At 51.9% G+C, this 18,837-nt stretch carries 13 protein-coding genes; 4 read left to right on the top strand and 9 right to left on the bottom strand.

Annotation, left to right across the window (positions count from 1 at the left end):
• The 3 genes from RCJ00_RS10765 to RCJ00_RS10755 all read left to right on the top strand — a co-directional run.
• The coding region (locus tag RCJ00_RS10765; RefSeq protein ID WP_316221886.1) for an RHS repeat-associated core domain-containing protein at window positions 1–1,408 on the top strand (1,408 nt) is incomplete at its 5' end.
• A gap of 9 nt (window positions 1,409–1,417) precedes the next feature.
• A complete protein-coding gene (locus RCJ00_RS10760; RefSeq protein ID WP_316221884.1) occupies window positions 1,418–1,645 on the top strand; it encodes a hypothetical protein in 228 nt (75 codons plus the stop codon).
• A 371-nt stretch (window positions 1,646–2,016) separates the two neighbouring features.
• Window positions 2,017–2,325 (top strand): hypothetical protein, encoded by a 309-nt coding sequence (locus RCJ00_RS10755; protein ID WP_316221883.1) that lies wholly within the window; start codon window positions 2,017–2,019, stop codon window positions 2,323–2,325.
• A 1,197-nt stretch (window positions 2,326–3,522) separates the two neighbouring features.
• Here the strand turns inward: RCJ00_RS10755 and RCJ00_RS10750 are convergent.
• Window positions 3,523–3,846 (bottom strand): hypothetical protein, encoded by a 324-nt coding sequence (locus RCJ00_RS10750; RefSeq protein ID WP_316221882.1) that lies wholly within the window; start codon window positions 3,844–3,846, stop codon window positions 3,523–3,525.
• 350 nt (window positions 3,847–4,196) lie between these two features.
• Window positions 4,197–4,547, bottom strand: coding sequence for a hypothetical protein (locus RCJ00_RS10745; protein ID WP_316221881.1), 351 nt, complete (start codon window positions 4,545–4,547; stop codon window positions 4,197–4,199).
• A gap of 815 nt (window positions 4,548–5,362) precedes the next feature.
• On the opposite strand from RCJ00_RS10745, the gene RCJ00_RS10740 reads away from it, so the two are divergent.
• Window positions 5,363–5,710 (top strand): hypothetical protein, encoded by a 348-nt coding sequence (locus tag RCJ00_RS10740; RefSeq protein WP_316221879.1) that lies wholly within the window; start codon window positions 5,363–5,365, stop codon window positions 5,708–5,710.
• A 576-nt stretch (window positions 5,711–6,286) separates the two neighbouring features.
• Here the strand turns inward: RCJ00_RS10740 and RCJ00_RS10735 are convergent.
• The 7 genes from RCJ00_RS10735 to gspG form a co-directional block, all read right to left on the bottom strand.
• On the bottom strand, window positions 6,287–6,616 hold the full coding sequence (locus RCJ00_RS10735; protein ID WP_316221878.1) for a hypothetical protein: 330 nt from the start codon (window positions 6,614–6,616) through the stop codon (window positions 6,287–6,289).
• A 698-nt stretch (window positions 6,617–7,314) separates the two neighbouring features.
• Complete coding sequence (locus RCJ00_RS10730; RefSeq protein WP_316221877.1) at window positions 7,315–8,586, bottom strand: hypothetical protein; 1,272 nt, start codon at window positions 8,584–8,586, stop codon at window positions 7,315–7,317.
• A gap of 1,132 nt (window positions 8,587–9,718) precedes the next feature.
• Complete coding sequence (locus tag RCJ00_RS10725; protein ID WP_316221876.1) at window positions 9,719–13,873, bottom strand: RHS repeat-associated core domain-containing protein; 4,155 nt, start codon at window positions 13,871–13,873, stop codon at window positions 9,719–9,721.
• Between the two features lie 577 nt (window positions 13,874–14,450).
• Window positions 14,451–15,656, bottom strand: a complete 1,206-nt coding sequence (locus tag RCJ00_RS10715; protein ID WP_316221874.1) for a type II secretion system F family protein — start codon at window positions 15,654–15,656, stop codon at window positions 14,451–14,453.
• A 2-nt stretch (window positions 15,657–15,658) separates the two neighbouring features.
• Complete coding sequence (locus RCJ00_RS10710; protein WP_316221873.1) at window positions 15,659–17,320, bottom strand: GspE/PulE family protein; 1,662 nt, start codon at window positions 17,318–17,320, stop codon at window positions 15,659–15,661.
• On the bottom strand, window positions 17,317–18,051 hold the full coding sequence (locus RCJ00_RS10705) for a prepilin peptidase (protein WP_316221872.1): 735 nt from the start codon (window positions 18,049–18,051) through the stop codon (window positions 17,317–17,319). The genes RCJ00_RS10710 and RCJ00_RS10705 overlap by 4 nt, the downstream gene beginning before the upstream one ends.
• A gap of 1 nt (window position 18,052) precedes the next feature.
• The gene (gene gspG, locus RCJ00_RS10700) at window positions 18,053–18,481 is read right to left on the bottom strand and encodes a type II secretion system major pseudopilin GspG (protein ID WP_316221900.1); all 429 of its coding nucleotides are present in this window, start codon (window positions 18,479–18,481) and stop codon (window positions 18,053–18,055) included.
• Window positions 18,482–18,837: the final 356 nt, after the last annotated feature.

The raw sequence follows: 18,837 nt of genomic DNA, 5'->3' as shown, positions 1-18,837 counted from the left end.
CAGGTTGCTAGGTGTAACTCGGGCTAACCCCACTGGCACCGGGTTTACCTACGATGCTGTTAACCGCCTAACCAGCATGACGCAGGATTTCGCGGGAACAGGCAACGACATCACTTGGTCGTTTAGCGGTCGCAACCCGGCAAACCAGATTACCAAATGGGACGCATCGAGCACAGTTTATGATTACAAGGAAGCAGCTAGCGCCACGACCAACAAAACCTATGACGGCCTGAATCGCGATGCCGGTATCGCTGCCCTGTCGGGCGGCTATGATGCGCGCGGCAATATGACCTTCGATGGCGTGCGGACCATGACCTATGATCTGGAAAACCGCCTGAAGACCGTTTCGGCGCCCGGCATCAGCCTGCAACTCGACTACGATCCCGAAGGCCGCTTGTCCAAGCTGACCTCTTCCGGGGCGGTGACAAGCTTCCTCTATGACGGCGTCAACCTGATCGGCGAATATGACGGCGCCGGCAATATGACCAAGCGCTATATGCATACCCTGGGCACAGACCAGCCCTGGGTGGAGTTCAGCGGCTCGGCGGTCGGTCTAAGTAATGCCACCTATCTCTATGCCAATTACCAGGGCAGCATCATCGCCACGGCCGACGGTAGCGGTAACCTCACCAATCTCTACAAATACGGCCCCTATGGCGAGCCCAAGGACGGCAACAATGTCGATAGCTGGTCGGGTGAGCGCTTCCGCTACACCGGCCAGATCATGATCCCCGAGGCCAAGCTCTACTACTACAAGGCCCGCGTCTACGATCCCATCGCCGGACGGTTTCTCCAGACGGATCCCGTAGGATCAAAAGATGACCTGGACCTATACGCATACGTAAAAGGGGACCCTGTTAACCAAGTTGATCCAGACGGCCAACAGACTGTGCCGTTAGGTCAAACTGGAATGTCCGACCGAAATTATTTGTCGATTATGGGGGGATTTAAGGCCATCGGCGATTACATTGCTTCTCATCCTGGGCAAACCATCGAGCTTATCGGAAATATTGTTCAAGGCGCTGGTGTACTCACGGTAGATCCTGCGCTGGCTGGTCTGGGAAACAAAACCGCAGCAGTTGGAAATTTCGTAAAAAATACTAGCGGTGAGCTCGGCACAGCGGTTCCTGTAACGCCAACAAACACAAACCCTTATAAGGGCCCAATTGATCAGCCGGTCGTAGTGGTAGACAAAAACTCGAATGCGATCCCAGTAAAAACAGGAGAGCAAATAAAAGGTAGTCCAAATGGAGACTATCAGCAGGTTGTGGGGCCTGGAGGTCCTACAGGAACCCGAATGGATAGAGGTGGCCATAAGAACCAGTCAGACCCGGCAGCTCAACAACCGCATGGTCATGTCGATAAGGTTACACAGCCTGATGGAAATCCACATTTGCCTATATACTAGGAGGGCTAGATGAGCAAATTTGACTACGACGATTCTGTTTTTATAAAGCCTAACTCAGTGTTTCCGGAGCGCGCTAAAACACTGGCGTCGGTGGTTGGGGTTTTTGAAGATAGGAAGAGGTGGGTATTTCCTGAATTCCCGCCCGGGGTAATTTACACGGTAGAATTTGACGATGGGGTCGCGGTTGAAGTGCACGAATCTCATCTGAGCGCTTGGGCAAGCAGGAGCGACGGTTAAGGCACGATCACGATAAAGGCAAAGGCGATAGGGGGCTAGCCCCCCACATAACAGGCTTTAGCGCAGAAGCGGGAAGCGCGCATCCACACATATGAGATGAGGAACCAGTGTGTAGCTGTATTTACAAAATAAACTGCAAAGAACGCCGACTTTAGGCGGACGCTGATTCTTGTGGGCGCGCAAAATACTTACTTCAAATTGCCATTCACCCGCCGCTTGAAGCTTTTTGCCCTACAGGTATATTGATAGCAGCACAAAAGGCGTCCAATATTATGGTAAAAATTGCAATGTAGCACTTGTTCTCATTAACGTTATTTGTTAACAAGTTCTCGCTTTTAGTGTTTTAACCAAATAAAGTGAGGCTAGATCCCATGTGCAAAATTGTATTGTCTTTATTTGCGGTCTTGTTTTTGAGTTTGGCGCCGGCGCCAGCAAATGCAATGACACAATGTCAAGTCAAGATGTTGCGTGTATGGGCGGATAGTAACGGTGTCGTTTGGTTCGATTTCGCTAATAACACTGGCGTTGGCATAGGCGCCAATAATTCAGGGCGGGAGGCCATGATGTCTTTGGCCGTGACGGCATTAGTTTCGGGTCGCGACGTCATCTTGCGTTATCAAGCTGACAATGCAGACTGCAATGTCACCCGGACTGATTTTCTTGGCATGTACCTTCTTTGAATCTATGTAAAAGCCACAATAGACCAAAATCATTGCGATAGTTCGTTTTGCCAATCGTTCTGTCAGTTTTGCGAATATTCACTGATATATCGTGGCCTTCTCTTTTAGCGTGACTTCACCTCCAGATAGGGGCTATCGGCGAGGCGCACCGCAGCTATAGGTCTTCGTCTGCGCGCGCGGCCGATGGACAGGACGCCTGTTTCAGTCGCATTTCGCCTCGGTCGCCATAGATGAAAAGGATATAACCCCGGCGCAAATTCGACATTTGATACCCTGTCACTGAAATCTGGAATGGCCATTCTAGGCTGTGCCAAATTTCCGTTTTGCGTGTTGACTCGATACATCGCTCATGGGAAATTCAGGTGAAATGGTAACGACTATTTGGGGGAAGGTATGAGAGTTAAGACTGTCGCCAGTGTACGCGTTCGTAGTTTGATAGCGGCCGTCGGGTTGTTGGCGTGTTGCGTCAACCAGCCTGCATTGGCAGGCTCCCGCATCATGATTAACGACGCGTCGACCCTTCAATATGCGGTGCAAGACGGTAAGGTTTACTTGAGAAACCTTCAATCGTTCGATGCTAGTTGGCTACCGTGCTGCTACAATTATTGGATAGACCTGTCGACTGACAGCGGCAAAGCTCAGTTTTCAGCTCTCCTGGCTAGCAAATTGTCCGGGAAGAGACTGAATTTCTGGAAGATAGATCCCAGTACGCCTGGCCCCATTGACATTGCCGGGGATTTTGACTGATCCTGCACTGAAAAGATAGTATTGCATTGAAGCTCCGGACAGATGCCCGGAGCTTTTTCTGTCTAAGTTCAGATCCGGAAAGGCGCGAATATGTCGCCATTCTTGACCAAGGCCGCGTCCCGCCCAAGTGGAGCGTGTGGGTGCGCACAAGCAATATATCCGGCATCACGGATTATCGCTTCAAAGTGTTTGCACTTCAACGCGATTTTCACCCGCGCACTGATCCTTCGGCATTGCATGCTTTAAACCACAGACTGTTCAACGAAAAATCACCGCGGGTACGTTCAAGTACGGCGAGAAAGGCATACAAAACCGCTCATGATCAAAAGAGGACCTCGACCTCGATGCCTGACGATACTGATTAAACGTCGGGCTTGATTTGGCCTGGGCGATATGTGCCTTTGACTATCTGTCCTGTCTATATAAAAGCGGTTTCTATACCATTGTGCATCAGTTGCCTTGCGCGAAAATCTGGATAATCGTTATTCGTGGCTCGGTGCCACACCCTGTTGTCACACCGGGATCGTAGTTGATGATAACATCGACGCCCGCGGTTAAAGCGGTCAGCGTGACAGACAATATGCTTTGGTCAGCACCGGTATCAGGAATTCGGAAGGCTTGAATTTGGCCATTGTCTTTTCTCTTCAACAGCATGGTTCGGCATGATGGCGATATATGTCCTTCTGTCGCGACAACTTGTCCTCTCACTTCGGCAGCAGTGGCCGTTGAGATTGAGAAAGAAAAAAATATCCCCAGCAGTAAAAGGTACCTCATGTAGATCTTATCTTTCTAATATTGGATGGGCAATTAGATATAAACCGCGCCAGATTTGTTGAGGACCGATTTGTAGAAGTTTCGTTACTACCTCTTCGGCGCCGAGAACGGCGTAACACATTTGCTCAACCGCTTCCAACCGCCTTTTACTACTCGAGATTGTGTAAAGACGAAACAGCACGGTCAACTTAGGGGGGGCTATCTGCTGATGATGGCGTTCCAAAGGTTCATTGGCGAGCACGCACCAAGTACCTGTCGGAAGCACGAAATGCCCATCGTCGCAAGCACCAGAACATACAGAGGGCGGCTGGAAGGCATTGTTATCTTTCAAAATTCTTTCGATTCGGTTTCTAAGGATCTACGATTACCGAGATGACCTGGGGACGGTTGAGATAACAGCCATCGATCGTCAGCTTCACCTGTTTATGCATCGAATAGGCGGTGATCGCTAGTGACGATAGCAATTGGTTACCAGCCAATGTCGAGGGAACAATATATCCGTCGGTAAGGGAACAGCCTGCAGGGTTCTGGAATGGAATATCGAGCGCTATACGCAGATCTGGCGTGGTCCATCCTCCCGCCAGCATGGTAATATTGCCCGCAGGGGTATCCGTCGGCGTCGCATTCGCCGACAAAGCTACAACGTTCAACACAATCGTCATTGCCAGAACAATTCGGCTACTGATTTTGAAGGCCCGCACTTTTTCTCCAATCCTGACGGATGATGTATGTTTCAGTCAATACCAACTATCCAGCGATGGCACCCCTTTGTTCGTGCTTTTGTGCCAATAGACACAATAGGGACAATTCCACATAGGTTCTGCCCGGGCAAGGGACGTATCGCGACATGAGGTTTCGGGGAAAATATTGTATTATTATGGGAGTTTCGAATTTTTTGCCCCCCCCAAAGCAATAAAAACCGATAAGACAATAGAGCTTGCGGGACAGGATTTTGGCAAGTGAAATTAAAAAAAACACCCCTATTATCTCTATGCAGTTACCGCTTAAGCGGTAAATTGTGACCCGCCCGCTCTTGGCGACAACAGCCTCTTCGCCGTTGTATCATTTCTCACTCCATTGATGACGATTGTGTCGTCCAGGCTTTAGTATCTACAGTTAAGACGAGCATCTGCAGGCGTAAGCTTCCCTGGGACAGTGATGTGGCTGTTATTGCGCCTCCGTTACGCCATTAATCCATGTCTGAGGCTGGCGAGCCTAGCAGAGTTTGCGCGAACGCTGTGGAAGGCAGCACATTCCGCGCATCCAACCATGAAGAGAACCTTGGCACCCAAGCAGCGGCATTGGCGTCATGAACAGTTATAAAAATCAGGTAACGCGCTGCCCTCGAAAGCAAATGAGACACGATAAATCTTCGGGCTAACAGCCCCCTACTTTTATGATGAGAGGGTACCATTTGCCTACTGTTCATTGATCTCCCACGCTGTTAAGTTGCACGTCATGCACGCCCGACGCAAATATCCGTGACGCCTGCCGGCTGCAACTCAGGGGAATAAAAATGAAATTGAAGCTATTTGTGCTTTCGACAATCTTGCTGTCGATGGCGTCGTTGTCCGCCCATGCAACTGTTGCGGCCAACGCCCATGTTACGACGATCTCGCAAACTCGCACAGGCATCGTGGATGTGTACCTGGATGTTGCGCGAACGAATTTGCCAGCTTGTGCAGGGTCTAACACCACGGTTTTCCGGTTCGATGCGACAACGACCGAGGGGCAGGCCTTACTGGCATCATTCCTGGTAGCCTACACGGCAGGTCACCTGATAGATGTTACGGGGTCGGGTACGTGTGATGCGGGCGGCGGCGCAGTCGAGTCGATCTCATACATCTCTATCAGGAAGCAGTAAACCGGTGCTTTCACGGGGCATCTTTAGGGGAGTGATAGAACAACTACAGTAGTGAAAGCTGTAGATGTTGAGTTGCCTAAAAACGATTGTTCATCGCCGTTTCCGATCATCTAGCTCATATTGTATGTGTTCGGCTTTTTACTACGAAAATTCATCCAGCGCCAACGATCTAAATCAGTCTTTTGCAATCCGAATTTAAGCCACCACACTTCGTTTTTGAATCCCAATTCTAAAAACCCTTCTTAATGAAGACAATTCTAAGATTGCAGTGAATATAGGCATTTAGGAATGGGCAGGTTTTTGATCTGGATTGCAGGGCCGGCGCCATTGCCGGGGCAACCGCGTTATCCAATCCAGTCAAAACAAATTCCTCAGCGAGAGGCTATATGTCGCAATTTCTTGCCACAACCGATGGGCGCGCTTTTTTCGAACAAGGCGGTACCCAAGATGCGCGCCCGGGCTGTGCCACGCCTAAGCGTTGGGTCATCGACACCGCCCGGGAACGTTCCATGCAGCCATCGCCATTTAAGTTTATAGCCTATAACTTCAAGCACCTTGCGATATATCAAAAGAGGTTCAGACGACGTTAATACCCACAATTTGCGGGCGGTTCTGTACGCAGCCATTCAGGACCAGCTTTACATCTGAGCCTGTAGCATGTGCCGTTATAACAACTGACGTGACCGCTTGAATAGATGTTGAGGTATAGCTCATCATATAGGACGAGGCATCTGAGCAATTATCGGGATTGCTTACAGGAATGTTCATCTGGACGGAGAGGTTAGGGTTATCCCAACCAATACTATAAGACGTTATTTTTCCTGCCGGAGTCGTTGTGTAGGCCATAACGGGGCTCGCATTGCCAGCGAGTATAAGAAACGCTGCGGTAAGGTGTAATTTTTTCATTGGGTTCCCGTTCTTGAGCGGCGGCTTAAAGTGTTTCAAAATATGATGGCGACTGATGACTTGTGTTTTTCCGCGAAAATGAGCTGTATCATTTTCCGTAAACGGTATCTAGCTGCTGCTAATTTGGTTGCGCAGACCTCAAAGTCCGCTCGTGGACGTGTAGCTTACAAGCGTTTCGCGCCGGGTTAGGTACTATTGCCAGTCTAGCTTCCCGATATCAGTAGGCGTTGTCGGCACCCCCCAATGATCAAGCCAATCATGGCACCCAGGACCATTATGACTAGTCGCCGCAGGAGGCTGGATAGCCTAGTAGTTTTTTACAGCCTCGACTTCTTCGCGCGCCACGGCGCGGGCGAGCATCAGGCCTAAGGCGATACATGCAGATCGTAAAACTTCGTGGCAGATGTGCCCAGCATTCGTATGCCCAGATAATCTGATGCACTATTCCAGTCACATCTTCTCGGCGAGCCGATGGCAAACCAGAGTGCTGGCGATCTCGCGTTGACCGGCGTCTTGCGCTGAGCGGCCGCGATTGGCGCAAACATTTCCCCAAGTCAGGAGAGCTGGTGCGAGTACTGTGAGGGGTAACCTTGATGAACAATCTTCATTGCCCCTGAGCCACGGCCGCGCCCATTCCGCGCGATCCATACTCGCTAAAGGTCTATAGGCAGCACTATGGCAGGGCGCGTTGCCCGTTCTCAAGGTGTCGCGACACCTATGGAATTTCCCGTTCCATTATTGGTGACGTTTGTAATGTTGTTAACATAGGCGTTGCCGAGAACGGTCACGTTTGTCGAGGCGGTTTGCAACCAGATAGCGGTTGTCTGCCCTTGGAAGGTATTCCCTGAAATTACCGACGGCTGGTTGTTCACAACGGTTCCAATTATAATTGCATTCTGGCCAGATTTCATCGGATTGTCATACGTGAAATTATTACCTAAAGCGGTTAAGCCGGCACAACGTGTACAAAGGACGCCTGTGTTGCCTGCTGACACGTAGAAATAATTGTTACTCAGCGAAACCTGATCTATCTCCGTTCCCAAATTTATCTGGTTCGCGGAAGTGTTGAACTGTGAATTAGTTACCGACAATTGTGATAGAACGCCGGCTTGGCCGGGTGGGCTGTATATGCCCGTGTTACCGTTTGTGAAATTCGTATTGCTGATTTGAACGCCCTGAATGTACGGGCCATACTGGAATCCAACTCCTTCATTGAAGAACCCAGTATTCGAAACGTTATAAACGATCCCATACTTGTTACCACCAGATGCGACGCCATTCACAGACAGGCCGACTCCGAGGTTCCCTGTCGCCTCTCCATAGAAAAGGTTGCCGTCGAACAACGCGTTTGACACACCGCTTAGATAGACGCCAAACCCCCAATATTGGGAAGCCTGCCCCCCGTCGTCACCGCGAAACGTCACACGACTAAAGTCGTTTTGCCCGAAATTTCCCTCTTGTACTGAGTTCTGAGCGAATACAGCCGTCGTTCCGCCCCTTCCGCCCGTCGAAAACGTCAGCGATGAAAAATGAAATGAATGCCGTGAATTGCTCATGTTGTACACAATCCCTGAGCCGGACGGCCAATACAGAATTGTTGCGTCTTGTCCCGCGCCGAACATGCTCACAGAAAACGGAGCGCTGGCGGGAAAGGTGTAAGGTAAAGGCGAGTCGAACCTGTATTTGCCGGCACCAAACTGTATACAGCCACCATTTCCTCCAAGGGCCGCTAGAGCTGATGTCACTGCGGGTTTAGAATCGATACCTCCGGTGGGATCCGCACCATAAGCGTCTGCAAGCAGGCACGCAGAGGCACCCGAAGTCGTCGTGGACGGCGTTGTCGAGATCCGTGGGGAAATGGAACTGCTTTTCGGCGGCTTAGAACCGTCATCGTGGCAGCCACACAATATGGGGACCAAAGCCAGATAAACGACAGAAGATAGGCTTTTGGCCAGTTGTGCTCGCATCATATCCCCCAAACGGCTTGCTGCCCTAGGTTGATTTAGCTGCCACCTTGACGAATAGCAAGAGATTCGAAGGTGCTGGCGGAGTAAAATGTGACCTATGGCCCCCTTGAGGACCTGCCCCTCAAGACTGGATGACTTACTCGTTGGCCTAAAACTGACATGCAGAAGCCGTTTTGCTCGTTTTCGATCGTACGATTGTTACCTATTTTCCCTCTTGAATGTTTTGAGTGCATCATTATCCCGCCACCGGCGACCGCGGCATGACAGCAAGATTTTGCGCACTTCCAGCGCGAATTAATTCAGAAAAAAACACTGGCAGCGCGCATTTCATAGATGAGACGGAGATACCCATTTTCGCGAAAAGTCCCGCGGCAAAATTGTATTGGCGACGATTTTCACCTCGGTTGCCGGCTTTCCATTTGTTGACGCCAGGAATCGTTATGCGATGAGCTTCGTGTTCATACCCTTTGAGGGGGACACGCTGAACCAAATTCGGACTGTTGCATGTATTCGCGGTTTGATGGTTATCGCTAGGTTTTCATTATGTCTTATTGCGCTTTCTGCTCATGCCTGGGATCTTACTCCTTCGGGACAGATTACGCGGATGTATTTTGCCAATCCATCCAGTCCAAGTTCACTAATGGTGAGCCTTAAGAAACATAAGTCTCAGCGAGTTCAAGAGTACAACGCACAGATTAGTTTTTACGATAACGCGGAGTATCGATGGGGTTGGTAGAGGCGTCTGCACAATCCGCCAGGGTTTTTAGAACCCTCCACTCGTCCAAATCTCCAGGATCGACTCTCCGCGATATTCCCGTCACAGTTATATTTATATTACAGGGTCAGATCAAATTTAAACGATCCGAAAACAAAACATGACCACGAAATTGCTACAAAAAATTACTTTACTTTGGAAATCCTTTAATTATGTAATACAATAAAAAGGATGCCGCAACTATAGAAGAAGAAATAATAAATATTTTATAATGATAAAAAATTTCTTCATTGCCGAAATTTAAAATATACGCCCTTTTAAAATAGAACACAAAAGAACCCAACACTAAAACGGTTAATACCGTCAAAAGCCTTTTTAATATATTCATTGCCAACCCTTCAATAATAGGAAAATAAATCATTACCCGCATTGCGCACGCATCGCGTCGGCTTGAGCTTTCATCTTCGCAGCCCGCCTGAGTTCGCTATCCCTCATCTGCTGCGCGCCGGACTTCATCCCTTTCTGGACCATAGCGGAAATTATGTTTCCCTTAAGCCATTTGCCGAACTTAAAAGTTCCTTTTAGAGCCTCAGTAGCATCGTTAGTATATTCAGTTCCTTCTTTTAGATCGAAACTCATATCGACCAAATTTTCATACTCTTGCCAGAAAGAAGCCCCGCCTGCCGAGGCTTTGGCTTCATGATCATAGTAGGCCGGGTCATCAAACGACGTTGCCATACATTTACCAGTCGCTCCCCAAGCGGGAGTTTTTTTACTACGCCGCTTGGGTCCTGTTACAACTACGATAACTGGAGGGTCATTGGGGCCGTAGTAATGGGCAGTCTGCATTGGGGGGGCCAAAGAACCGCGGGGCGGTCCGTCCACAGTTACGCATGTTGTATCCGCAGGGCAGTTCTCGTTTGTTTGCAGCCCCCATGGATCTGTGTAGTTGATAGGATCGTTGTGAACGTAGCTATAGACATTCATTCCATCGCCGTAACCTATCGGATCGGTCTGTATGAAGCGCCCGAGCGTCGGCGAGTACATACGGGCCTTATAGTAATACAGGCCAACCTCGGGAAGATACATCTGACCCGTATACTGGAAGCGGCCCAGATTACCAGCCGCAGGCAGCCCATACTCATCGTAGGTATTGTTCGCTAGAGACGTTCCCGAACTGTCCGTAACACTTGTGATCGATCCCTGAATATCAGAAGTCAGATAACGCAACCCCGTATCCGTAGCCCCCTCATACCAAAGCAGCGGCTGGTCTTGACCGGGACCGTGGACATACCGCCGCTGGAGAGTACCGGAGGCATTGTATTCGGCGATCGCGTCGGTTCCATCATACAAGAACTTCGTCGTCGTTGTTGAGTTCGCGACGCTGAGTAATCGGTTCGCGGCGTCATAGCCGAGCGTAACGCCGCCCGTCAGGCTTGTCAGCATATTGTTGAGGTTATAGCCGTAGGTGTACGCCCCGTCCGAGGTCATATTGCCACGGTTATCATAAACAGGCGTTGCAGGTCCCGCCGCACTGATACGGTTCAGGCCATTCAGCGTGTAATTGGTAGTCGAGGCGGCCGGCACGACATAATCGAAGACAGTGTTGCTGTTCGTGCGCTTGTTGATCTTGCTGTCGGTCGTGTATGTGTAGGCCGCCGTATTATCGTAGGCGGTCCCGCCTATATTGTTGACCAACGAGTTGATACGGGACGACGCATCAAAGCCGTACGAAGTCTGGACCGGGTACGAACTCGCACCGCGATAGATTTGGGTCAGGCGACCGTAATTGTCGATCGGGAACTGCAACTGAGTGACCGGCGTCGCACTATTGTAGGACACGCCCTGACTTAGTAAATGACCGTCGTTATAGTAGCTATAGCTGACATAGAAGGGAACACCGCCCGACGATGGATAGATCAACTTGCTACGACGGCCATAGGCATCGTACTCGTAACTCACCGTACCCATCGATTGCGCGTCGGACAGCAACTGCCCCATGGCATTGTAGGTGTAGGTTTCGGTCAGGCCATTGTTGGTGTGCGTCTTCAACTGATCGAAATTGTCGTAGGTGAACGATTCGGCAATTGTTCCGGTTTTGCCGCTGATCCGTCCATCCGCGTCATAGCCATAGGTCGCCGTCTCACCGGTGCGCAGTGTCAGGGACAACTGGCGCGCCCCGGAATAGGCAATTGTCTCACAGTCGGCGGTATTTGGCACCATTCCGTTTGAGGCTGTCGGGAAGCAGGCCTTGCTCAGGCGGTTGAGGTTGTCGTAGGTGAAGCTGGTCTTGTTACCCTTGCCGTCAGCAGACGTTGCCAGGGTACCGTTGTTGGTATTGTAGGTGTTGACCACGTCATCGGCCTGGACGGTCGTGCCATAAGCGCTGGTCTGCGTGAGAACCGCACTGGTCAGATCATAGGTATATTTGGTGATCTTGTCCGGTCCATCTGCACCAGCCGTGCCCAATGTGCAGGCATCTGTCGGCAGTGACGCGAAGACGGCCGGATTGAGGCGCTCGGCCGTGCAACTGACCCGCAACATATTGTCATAAGTTGTCTGAACCACTTGGCTAGGCGTGGTGGAGGTGCCAACGAAGTACTTGGCCGCTGTCGGTAACCCGGTCGTTGTACTGAACTCGGCTGTTGACTTGTCCAGCACGGTCATCGATGTCAGATTGGCCAAGGCTGTGCCGGTGACCGTGCCGCTTTCAATAGCTATGACTTGACCGTCCCCGTTGTAGGTCGTGCGGATGGCACTCCGCTGCAGCGAGCCCGCTCCATCGGGATCCGGGCCGATTTCGCCAATCTTGCGCCGGACCGCATCATAAAAATAATACCTGGTGTCATCGCTGCCGGGGATGGGGCCATCGACCGAAGTGACATTGCCGAAATTATCGTAGGTGTAGGTCGTCGTCTGGGCCAGGCTATTGTCGCCGAGCTTGCGCGTCACCGTCAGCGGCTGAACATTGTTAGTACCATAGGTGATGACCGTCTTCACTTCATCAGTTGTACCGACGCACGAAGGCGCTGTGCCACTCATGCAGCTCGATACCTCTGTCAAACGCCAGACCGGCGACGAGGCCACTAGCGTGCCCGCGCTGTTCTTCACATACGGCGTCTGCTGGGCGTAGGTGTAACGCACCTGCGGCGCCACGCCACCGACAGCCGGCCGGGTAATACTGGCCACATTGCCGCTATTGGTGTCGTAGGTGTAGCTCGTGGTCACGCCATTTGGGTCGGTCACCGAAGTTGGCTTATTGCATGTCTTCACATTGCTGCAACTTGTCGGAAAAACTGCGGTTGTCACCAGATTGGTCAGGCTCGAACCGGCCTTTGGCACGACCGTCGTCGTCGTCACATTGCCACGGCTGTCATAAGCATATTCCGTATAGCCACCCGTTGGTGTCGTGCCGCTGTAAGTCGCGTCCGGATTTATGACGCGGTAGAGATAACCGTTGGAATTATAGGTGTAGCTTATCTTACGGCCTAATTCATTCGTATCTGATAAAAGCTGGTTCAAAGACGTATCCAGAGTGACGACATGGGTTGACGTATCTGGGTTGGTTACCGTGGCAGTGAGTGTATTGCCACTTTGAGCGAAAGCGTATTTCCAGATCGAAGCACCTGCAGTAATCTTATTAATCTTGGTGTTACTCAATATTGGCGTGTCGTAAGTATAAGTCCGCGCCACCCCTTCATCCGTCGTGATTGAAGTGATCTTGTCCCAGGAAGGAGAGGTATAATTAACCGTTAAAACATCTCCTGCGGAATTCGTAATACCTACATTACCGGTATAAGCGCTGAAGCTTTCACCAATCCATGTCTGGCTGAGCGAGGCACATTCCTCTGCGTTAGGATCGCAATAATCAACAGACGAATTTATGGCATCCACTCTTTGGGGGAGGCCATTCAGGTTATCGCTCGCGGCTTTGTATTTTATCAACCAACCCAGGGAACTCGATACGGTTTTCAACGAACGTACGGTAGCTCCATTATCGTAGTCGGCTGATCGATACTTCACCTGAATGACCTCGCCATCCGGCTTGGTGAACTGGGTCACAGAACCGGCATTTGCACTTAAGCCAACGCTCGACTTTAAGGTCGTATCGAATAAGGCGAGCGTTCCGTCAGGCGCCGTGTAGGTGCAAGTTGTACCTGAACAAGTCAACGATCCTACGGCTCCAGATGTCGGCGTGTACGTCCCGGACGTATTCAGGAATTTTTGCGAATCTGATCCAATGGTAACGGTTAGATAGGCGGAACCGCCCGACGACGACGTGTTCAGCACGCCGTAATATTCATCCGTATACGCGAATGCCGTTGACCCACCGGATTTTGTCAATCCACTTGAGGCGCTCCCGATGGTAATCGGTGGTACGTCAAAAGCGAGCTTCCCCGAGAACAAATCGACGCCGTTTGCGTCTGTCCCAGATCGCGAAAGAATATTTTTGGCTGTTGCCGCGTCTGCCGGCACAGGGGCATAGGCACTTGCCTCGCTAGAAAATAATAGACCGCCAACAATAACGCCCAAGACGCACGCGGAAGAACAACCCAGAAGACGCCGCTTGATCATGTAATCCCCCAGTGGCCGGGCACCTATGCCGGCAATTAATACCGCATGGGAAGCACGCTTCCAGTCAACTCTCAAGCGCATTTTTTCGACATCAAAACTAAAAGCATAGTAACTCATTGCGAGAATTGAGGAAAAAAATTCAAAAAAATTTTCTTGCTAAATTTGTGTTTTTCGCTTCACACTAGTTAGAATTATCTGATGCACACGCCTGCAGGTTCGACACTGCTGGCGCCTTTTAAATAAGGCCTTCCATGAGAAAAATCTTTATTATTACTGCCGCTATGGCGTCCCTTTGCGCCGGTCATGCATATGCAGGCGATACAATCTATAAGTACGACGCCCAGGGAAGGGTAGTCGAAGTCGATTACCCGAATGGCGCGAAAGTGACTTACACATATGATGCAGCAGGGAATCGCACTCAGGTTGTTAAAACGACCTAATCGTTTGAAGAAGTTGGTGGCCTGAATCTTGGTAAAGGGCGGGACCAACTAGTGTAGCCGTGACACCAAATAAGCGAAAATTCACTCCCCTGAAGGCCGTGGAAACGACCACCTTAGAGATTCTACCCAAGCCGTTTCTAAGTCCCCGCAATCGATCCGATGTCTGTCAGTGCGGTGAGCACACCGCCCATAATTAAACCGATCATCGCGCCCAGGATCATAATTAGGATCGGCCCTAATAGCTTTGATAGCTTTGAAATCTTGGCAAGTGCCGTCGTCTCTTCCCGCTCTCCGGCGCGGGCAAGCATAACACCCAAAGCACTGGAGGCTTCCCCAACTTCTGCCAGTTTGATTGCGGCGCGCGGGAAGCCTTTGACCCCCAAAAGGCTCTCGCTCAGGCTCCGGCCTTGCCGGATCGACATTAGGACTGTTTCAAGTCGATCACGGGCTACGCTATTGCTGATACTCTTCTGGCACAGGCGAAGCCCGTCCGTCAGACTGGCGCCGCGGCTTAAAGTGTCGCCGAGCGTCTTGGCGTAACCGCCAAAAATGAGTCCGCGAACTATGCCGTTGACCGGGCCATCGAGTAACCAGGTTTCGATATGTCTTTTCAGGCCGCCGTATAGATAGCCGAGAATGGACGCGCCGGTCGCCGCCATAAGGGCGATAAGCAGCCAGGCCCATGTGGCTCGGAAGGCATCACTCAGCCAGACGATAATCCGGAAATAAACCGGCATAGCCTGACCCGTGTCCTGAAGCAGCGGCGCGATAGCCGGCACCACCACAAGCAAAATAATACCGATAGCCGCTATGGCGGTTATGAAGACAAACACCGGATAGCTGAGCGCTTCAAATAGCTGCTCGCGGATTTTGCGGCGCGTGGCAATAACATTTGCCGCGGCCTCTAGACCCGAAGGCAGATCGCCACGGGCTTCGCCGGCAGCAATCAAAGCGCCGAGATGAGCGTTTTGAGACCCAAAGAGTGGACTTAAGCCCGCCTCTACGCTCGAACCGCCAAGCATTTTTTGGGTTACGGCCTTTAAGGCCGGATCGTCCGTTGAAAGCACGCCTAAGGCCGTGCGAATGTCGGCGCCGGCACGCAACAAGACAGCCAGTGAGGTCAGCAACGCTTCAGTCTCGGCTTCACTCATTTCGGTGCGATCCGTCCCAAACGATTTTTTCGCTTGGTCAGCCGCGAATGTCGCAGGTTGCGCTTTCAAGCTTATCGGAGAGAGGTTTTCTACACGCAGCTTCGCAAACGCATCGGCCTCATCCGAGGCCAGGATCTGGCCCTTGCGGGTCTTTCCATCAGTTTGAATGGCTTTGTAGGTAAAGGTCGGCATGCTTAGTCTTCCGCCGCAGCCAGCACTTCGTCGAGTGTCGTCTCGCCCAGCGCAATCTGGCGCAGACCGTCCTGCGCCATCGTCATCAGACCCGCTTTTGCGCCGAACGCTTTCAACGTCTCAAGACTGGCGCCTGTGCTGAACAAGCCCAGAAGCGCATCGTCGGCCCAAATGCCTTCCGCCAAGGCAAGGCGGCCCTTGAAACCCAGGCCACGGCAACGCGAGCACCCGACAGGAATGTACACTCGCGTAGGGATGGTGGCTTGGAAACGATCGGCAAAGGCGATCAAGGCTTCGTCGGGCTTTCCTTCAATCTTGCAGTGGGGGCAGAGTCGGCGAACCAGCCTTTGTGCCATGCTCCCCTTCAAGGAAGCCGCCAGTTGATAGGGTTCAATTCCCATATCCAAAAGACGTGGCGCAACAGCTAGAGCCGTGTTGGCGTGAATGGAGGCGAGCACCAAATGGCCGGTCATGGCGGCCTGAACCGCAACAGCGGCCGTTTCCTTGTCGCGTATTTCACCGACCAGGATAACGTCCGGATCGTGTCTTAGGAACGACCTTAAACACGACGCAAAATCCAGGCCGATCTGAGCGTGCACCTGGGTTTGCGATACATGTTCAAAATGCCGCTCTACGGGATCTTCTACGCTTAGGATCTTTTTTGCAGACCCTTTGAAGGCGTCGAGTAGGGCATATAGCGTCGTCGTCTTTCCGGACCCCGTGGGGCCCGTCACAAGGAACAAACCGTGTGGGGTATGTGTAGCGCGCTTCAGCAAATGGGTGATCGGAGCCGGGAGGGCGAGGGACTCCAGGTCTTGGGGGGCTTGGGTGCGGTCAAGCAGGCGCAGCACGGCCGCCTCGCCGAACACGGTGGGCGCCGTAGCGACCCGCACGTCTATCGCGCGCCCCGCATTGACGAACGACGCCCGTCCGTCCTGCGGCAACCGGCGTTCGCCTACATTCAGGTTAGAGAGAACCTTGATGCGAGAAACACAAGGGCCGATGACATCGGCAGGTGCGCTTCTGTAGTCCACCAGACGCCCATCAATACGCAGGCGTACCAAGAGATCGTGGCGCCTGGGCTCGAAATGGATATCCGAAGCGCCGCGCTCAACCGCCGTAGCGAAGGCTTGTGAGACAAGTTCGACCGCCAGGCCGTCGACCGAATGGTCTTCCACCAGCGCCAGGTCTCGCTCTACACGCCGCTCATCTATTTCAGTCGAAGCGAGTGCCGTCGTACGGACATCGAAGGCTGATCGGAAATCCATCAACCGTGCGACGCGTAAGTCCAACTGCCGACCGGTTGCGAAACTTAGTCCTTCGAGCATCTCCTGGTCGAACGGATCACAAGCGGCAATGACCAAAGTGTCCGCCTCCAGTCGTAGGGGGACGACCTTGACCTTTCGCAGGAACTCTGCGCCCACACCAATGTCTTCTGCTTCGAGCTCGGCCGGTTCGGATACAGGCTCCCACAGGCTTGCACCACTGACATGTGCGTAGGCGCGGGCCATGTCCGTGTCCGACAGTTGTCCGAGTTGATTGAGCACCGCTTCAACCGTTTGGCTGGACCTCGCCGCCACCGCCTGCGCGCGTTCGACCGCTTCGGCACTGATGCTTTTCTCTGCCAATAGAAAGTCTATGACGTCGTCACGGGTGTTCATCATTGAGAAGCCAGACTGAAAAAGGGACGGACAATGAGACCGATTGTGAGTGTGCCAGCGATGAGGGCCGGCCCGAAGGCGATCCGTTCCGGGCGGTTTTTATGAACAGCAAATTGAATCAAGCCGATAGTACTCGCAAGCGCCAAGGCAAGCGTCATGTCGGGGCCAAGCCAGAGTGTCAGCCCGGCAATCAACTTGAGATCTCCATACCCCATAACCGCGTGGCCGCGCCTATTTTTCAGGACCAGAGTGGCAACAAGCAATACGGCTGTAATCAGGATCGAGAAGGCGAGATTGAGAAGCAGGCTATTTTGGAGGGCACCGAGTAGAGCGCTTAGGGCGCCTGCCAGAACGACAGCTACATCCGGCAGCGTAAATGTGCGAATATCAACAAGGAGCAGGGCCCATAGGGTAATACCTAAACCGCCCTCTAAGGCTGCTAATGGCCATGGGCGTAGCGCAAAAATGGAGGCTACCAGTAAAGCGCCACCGATTTCCGCAATAGGGTGAAAAGGAGAAATCGGCGCGGCGCAGTGCCGGCATCGCCCGTGTTGCACGGCGTAGCTTAAAAGGGGGACGGTTTCCAAATAACCGAGCGCATGAGCGCAACGGTCGCAACGCGAACGGCCACTGACCGATTGCTCGCCTTGAGCGCGACGCAAAGCCCATGTCGCTCCAAAGGAAGCCATGACGGCACCTAGGACAAGCCCCGCTGCTCCGAATACCAGATCCACCTTATTTCGCCGTAACCGTTATGTCCTGGTCGACCCCTTTGCCGCCGGCTTTGCCATCGGCGCCGAGGCTTGTCAGCGTTGCCTGATCGTTGTCGTCTACCTTATAGACGAGCTTGTGGTTCCAGGGATCATTGATCGATTTATCCGTTTTAAGGTACGGCCCAACCCACCCAGGTAGGCCTGGATCTTCCACCAAAGCCTTCAGTCCTTCGGCTTCCGTTGGAAAACGTCCAATGTCTTCCTTGAACATCGTCAGGGTGGCGGCCGTTGAGTCTAATTGAAGCGCAGCTGTCTTCGCTTTTGCCCGGCTAAGCTGGGACAAAATCGTTGGGGTCAGCACGGCGGCGATCAGTGTGATGATCAATATGACCACCAGCATTTCAGTCAATGTGTAACCGGCTTCGTTTGGATTGGATTCTAATTTACGCACAGCCCGCAAACCCCTTTACCACTAAATGATAGAATAAGCTGAAGTGTCTTGCCGTGTCACTAGCAAAGCTTGGTGTAACAAATTAATCGTCGTGGAAGGTTTCGTTAAGCTAATCGAACACAGCTATGCGGAGCTGGTCACTGCGGCAATACTTTTACTTTGACAAGCTAAATCGCTGTTTATGAGCGTCTTTTCACATTTTCTCTGTACCGCCAAGCCTTATCCACATGATACCAGAGTGTGGTGAAAAGAATTTTTGTCAGGCCTATATTTTGGGCAAATTTCGCGGTATTATTTGCTATCTATATAGTCGGCTGCAAGCGTATTGCACAACGGTCGTTCAGCCAGCACTTCTT

This window comes from Asticcacaulis aquihabitans (assembly GCF_032490435.1).
Taxonomy (GTDB): domain Bacteria; phylum Pseudomonadota; class Alphaproteobacteria; order Caulobacterales; family Caulobacteraceae; genus Asticcacaulis.
The sequence above is the reverse complement of the archived record's forward strand: the minus strand, read 5'-3'. Positions and strand labels throughout refer to the sequence as shown.

Excerpts from the sequence above, each read along its gene's own strand:
- RCJ00_RS10760 (WP_316221884.1), top strand. The coding sequence starts at position 1,418 with ATGAGCAAATTTGACTACGACGATTCTGTTTTTATAAAGCCTAACTCA.
- RCJ00_RS10740 (WP_316221879.1), top strand. The coding sequence starts at position 5,363 with ATGAAATTGAAGCTATTTGTGCTTTCGACAATCTTGCTGTCGATGGCG.
- RCJ00_RS10735 (WP_316221878.1), bottom strand. The coding sequence starts at position 6,616 with ATGAAAAAATTACACCTTACCGCAGCGTTTCTTATACTCGCTGGCAAT.
- RCJ00_RS10725 (WP_316221876.1), bottom strand. The coding sequence starts at position 13,873 with ATGATCAAGCGGCGTCTTCTGGGTTGTTCTTCCGCGTGCGTCTTGGGC.
- RCJ00_RS10715 (WP_316221874.1), bottom strand. The coding sequence starts at position 15,656 with ATGCCGACCTTTACCTACAAAGCCATTCAAACTGATGGAAAGACCCGC.
- RCJ00_RS10730 (WP_316221877.1), bottom strand. The coding sequence starts at position 8,586 with ATGATGCGAGCACAACTGGCCAAAAGCCTATCTTCTGTCGTTTATCTG.
- RCJ00_RS10755 (WP_316221883.1), top strand. The coding sequence starts at position 2,017 with ATGTGCAAAATTGTATTGTCTTTATTTGCGGTCTTGTTTTTGAGTTTG.
- RCJ00_RS10750 (WP_316221882.1), bottom strand. The coding sequence starts at position 3,846 with ATGAGGTACCTTTTACTGCTGGGGATATTTTTTTCTTTCTCAATCTCA.
- RCJ00_RS10710 (WP_316221873.1), bottom strand. The coding sequence starts at position 17,320 with ATGATGAACACCCGTGACGACGTCATAGACTTTCTATTGGCAGAGAAA.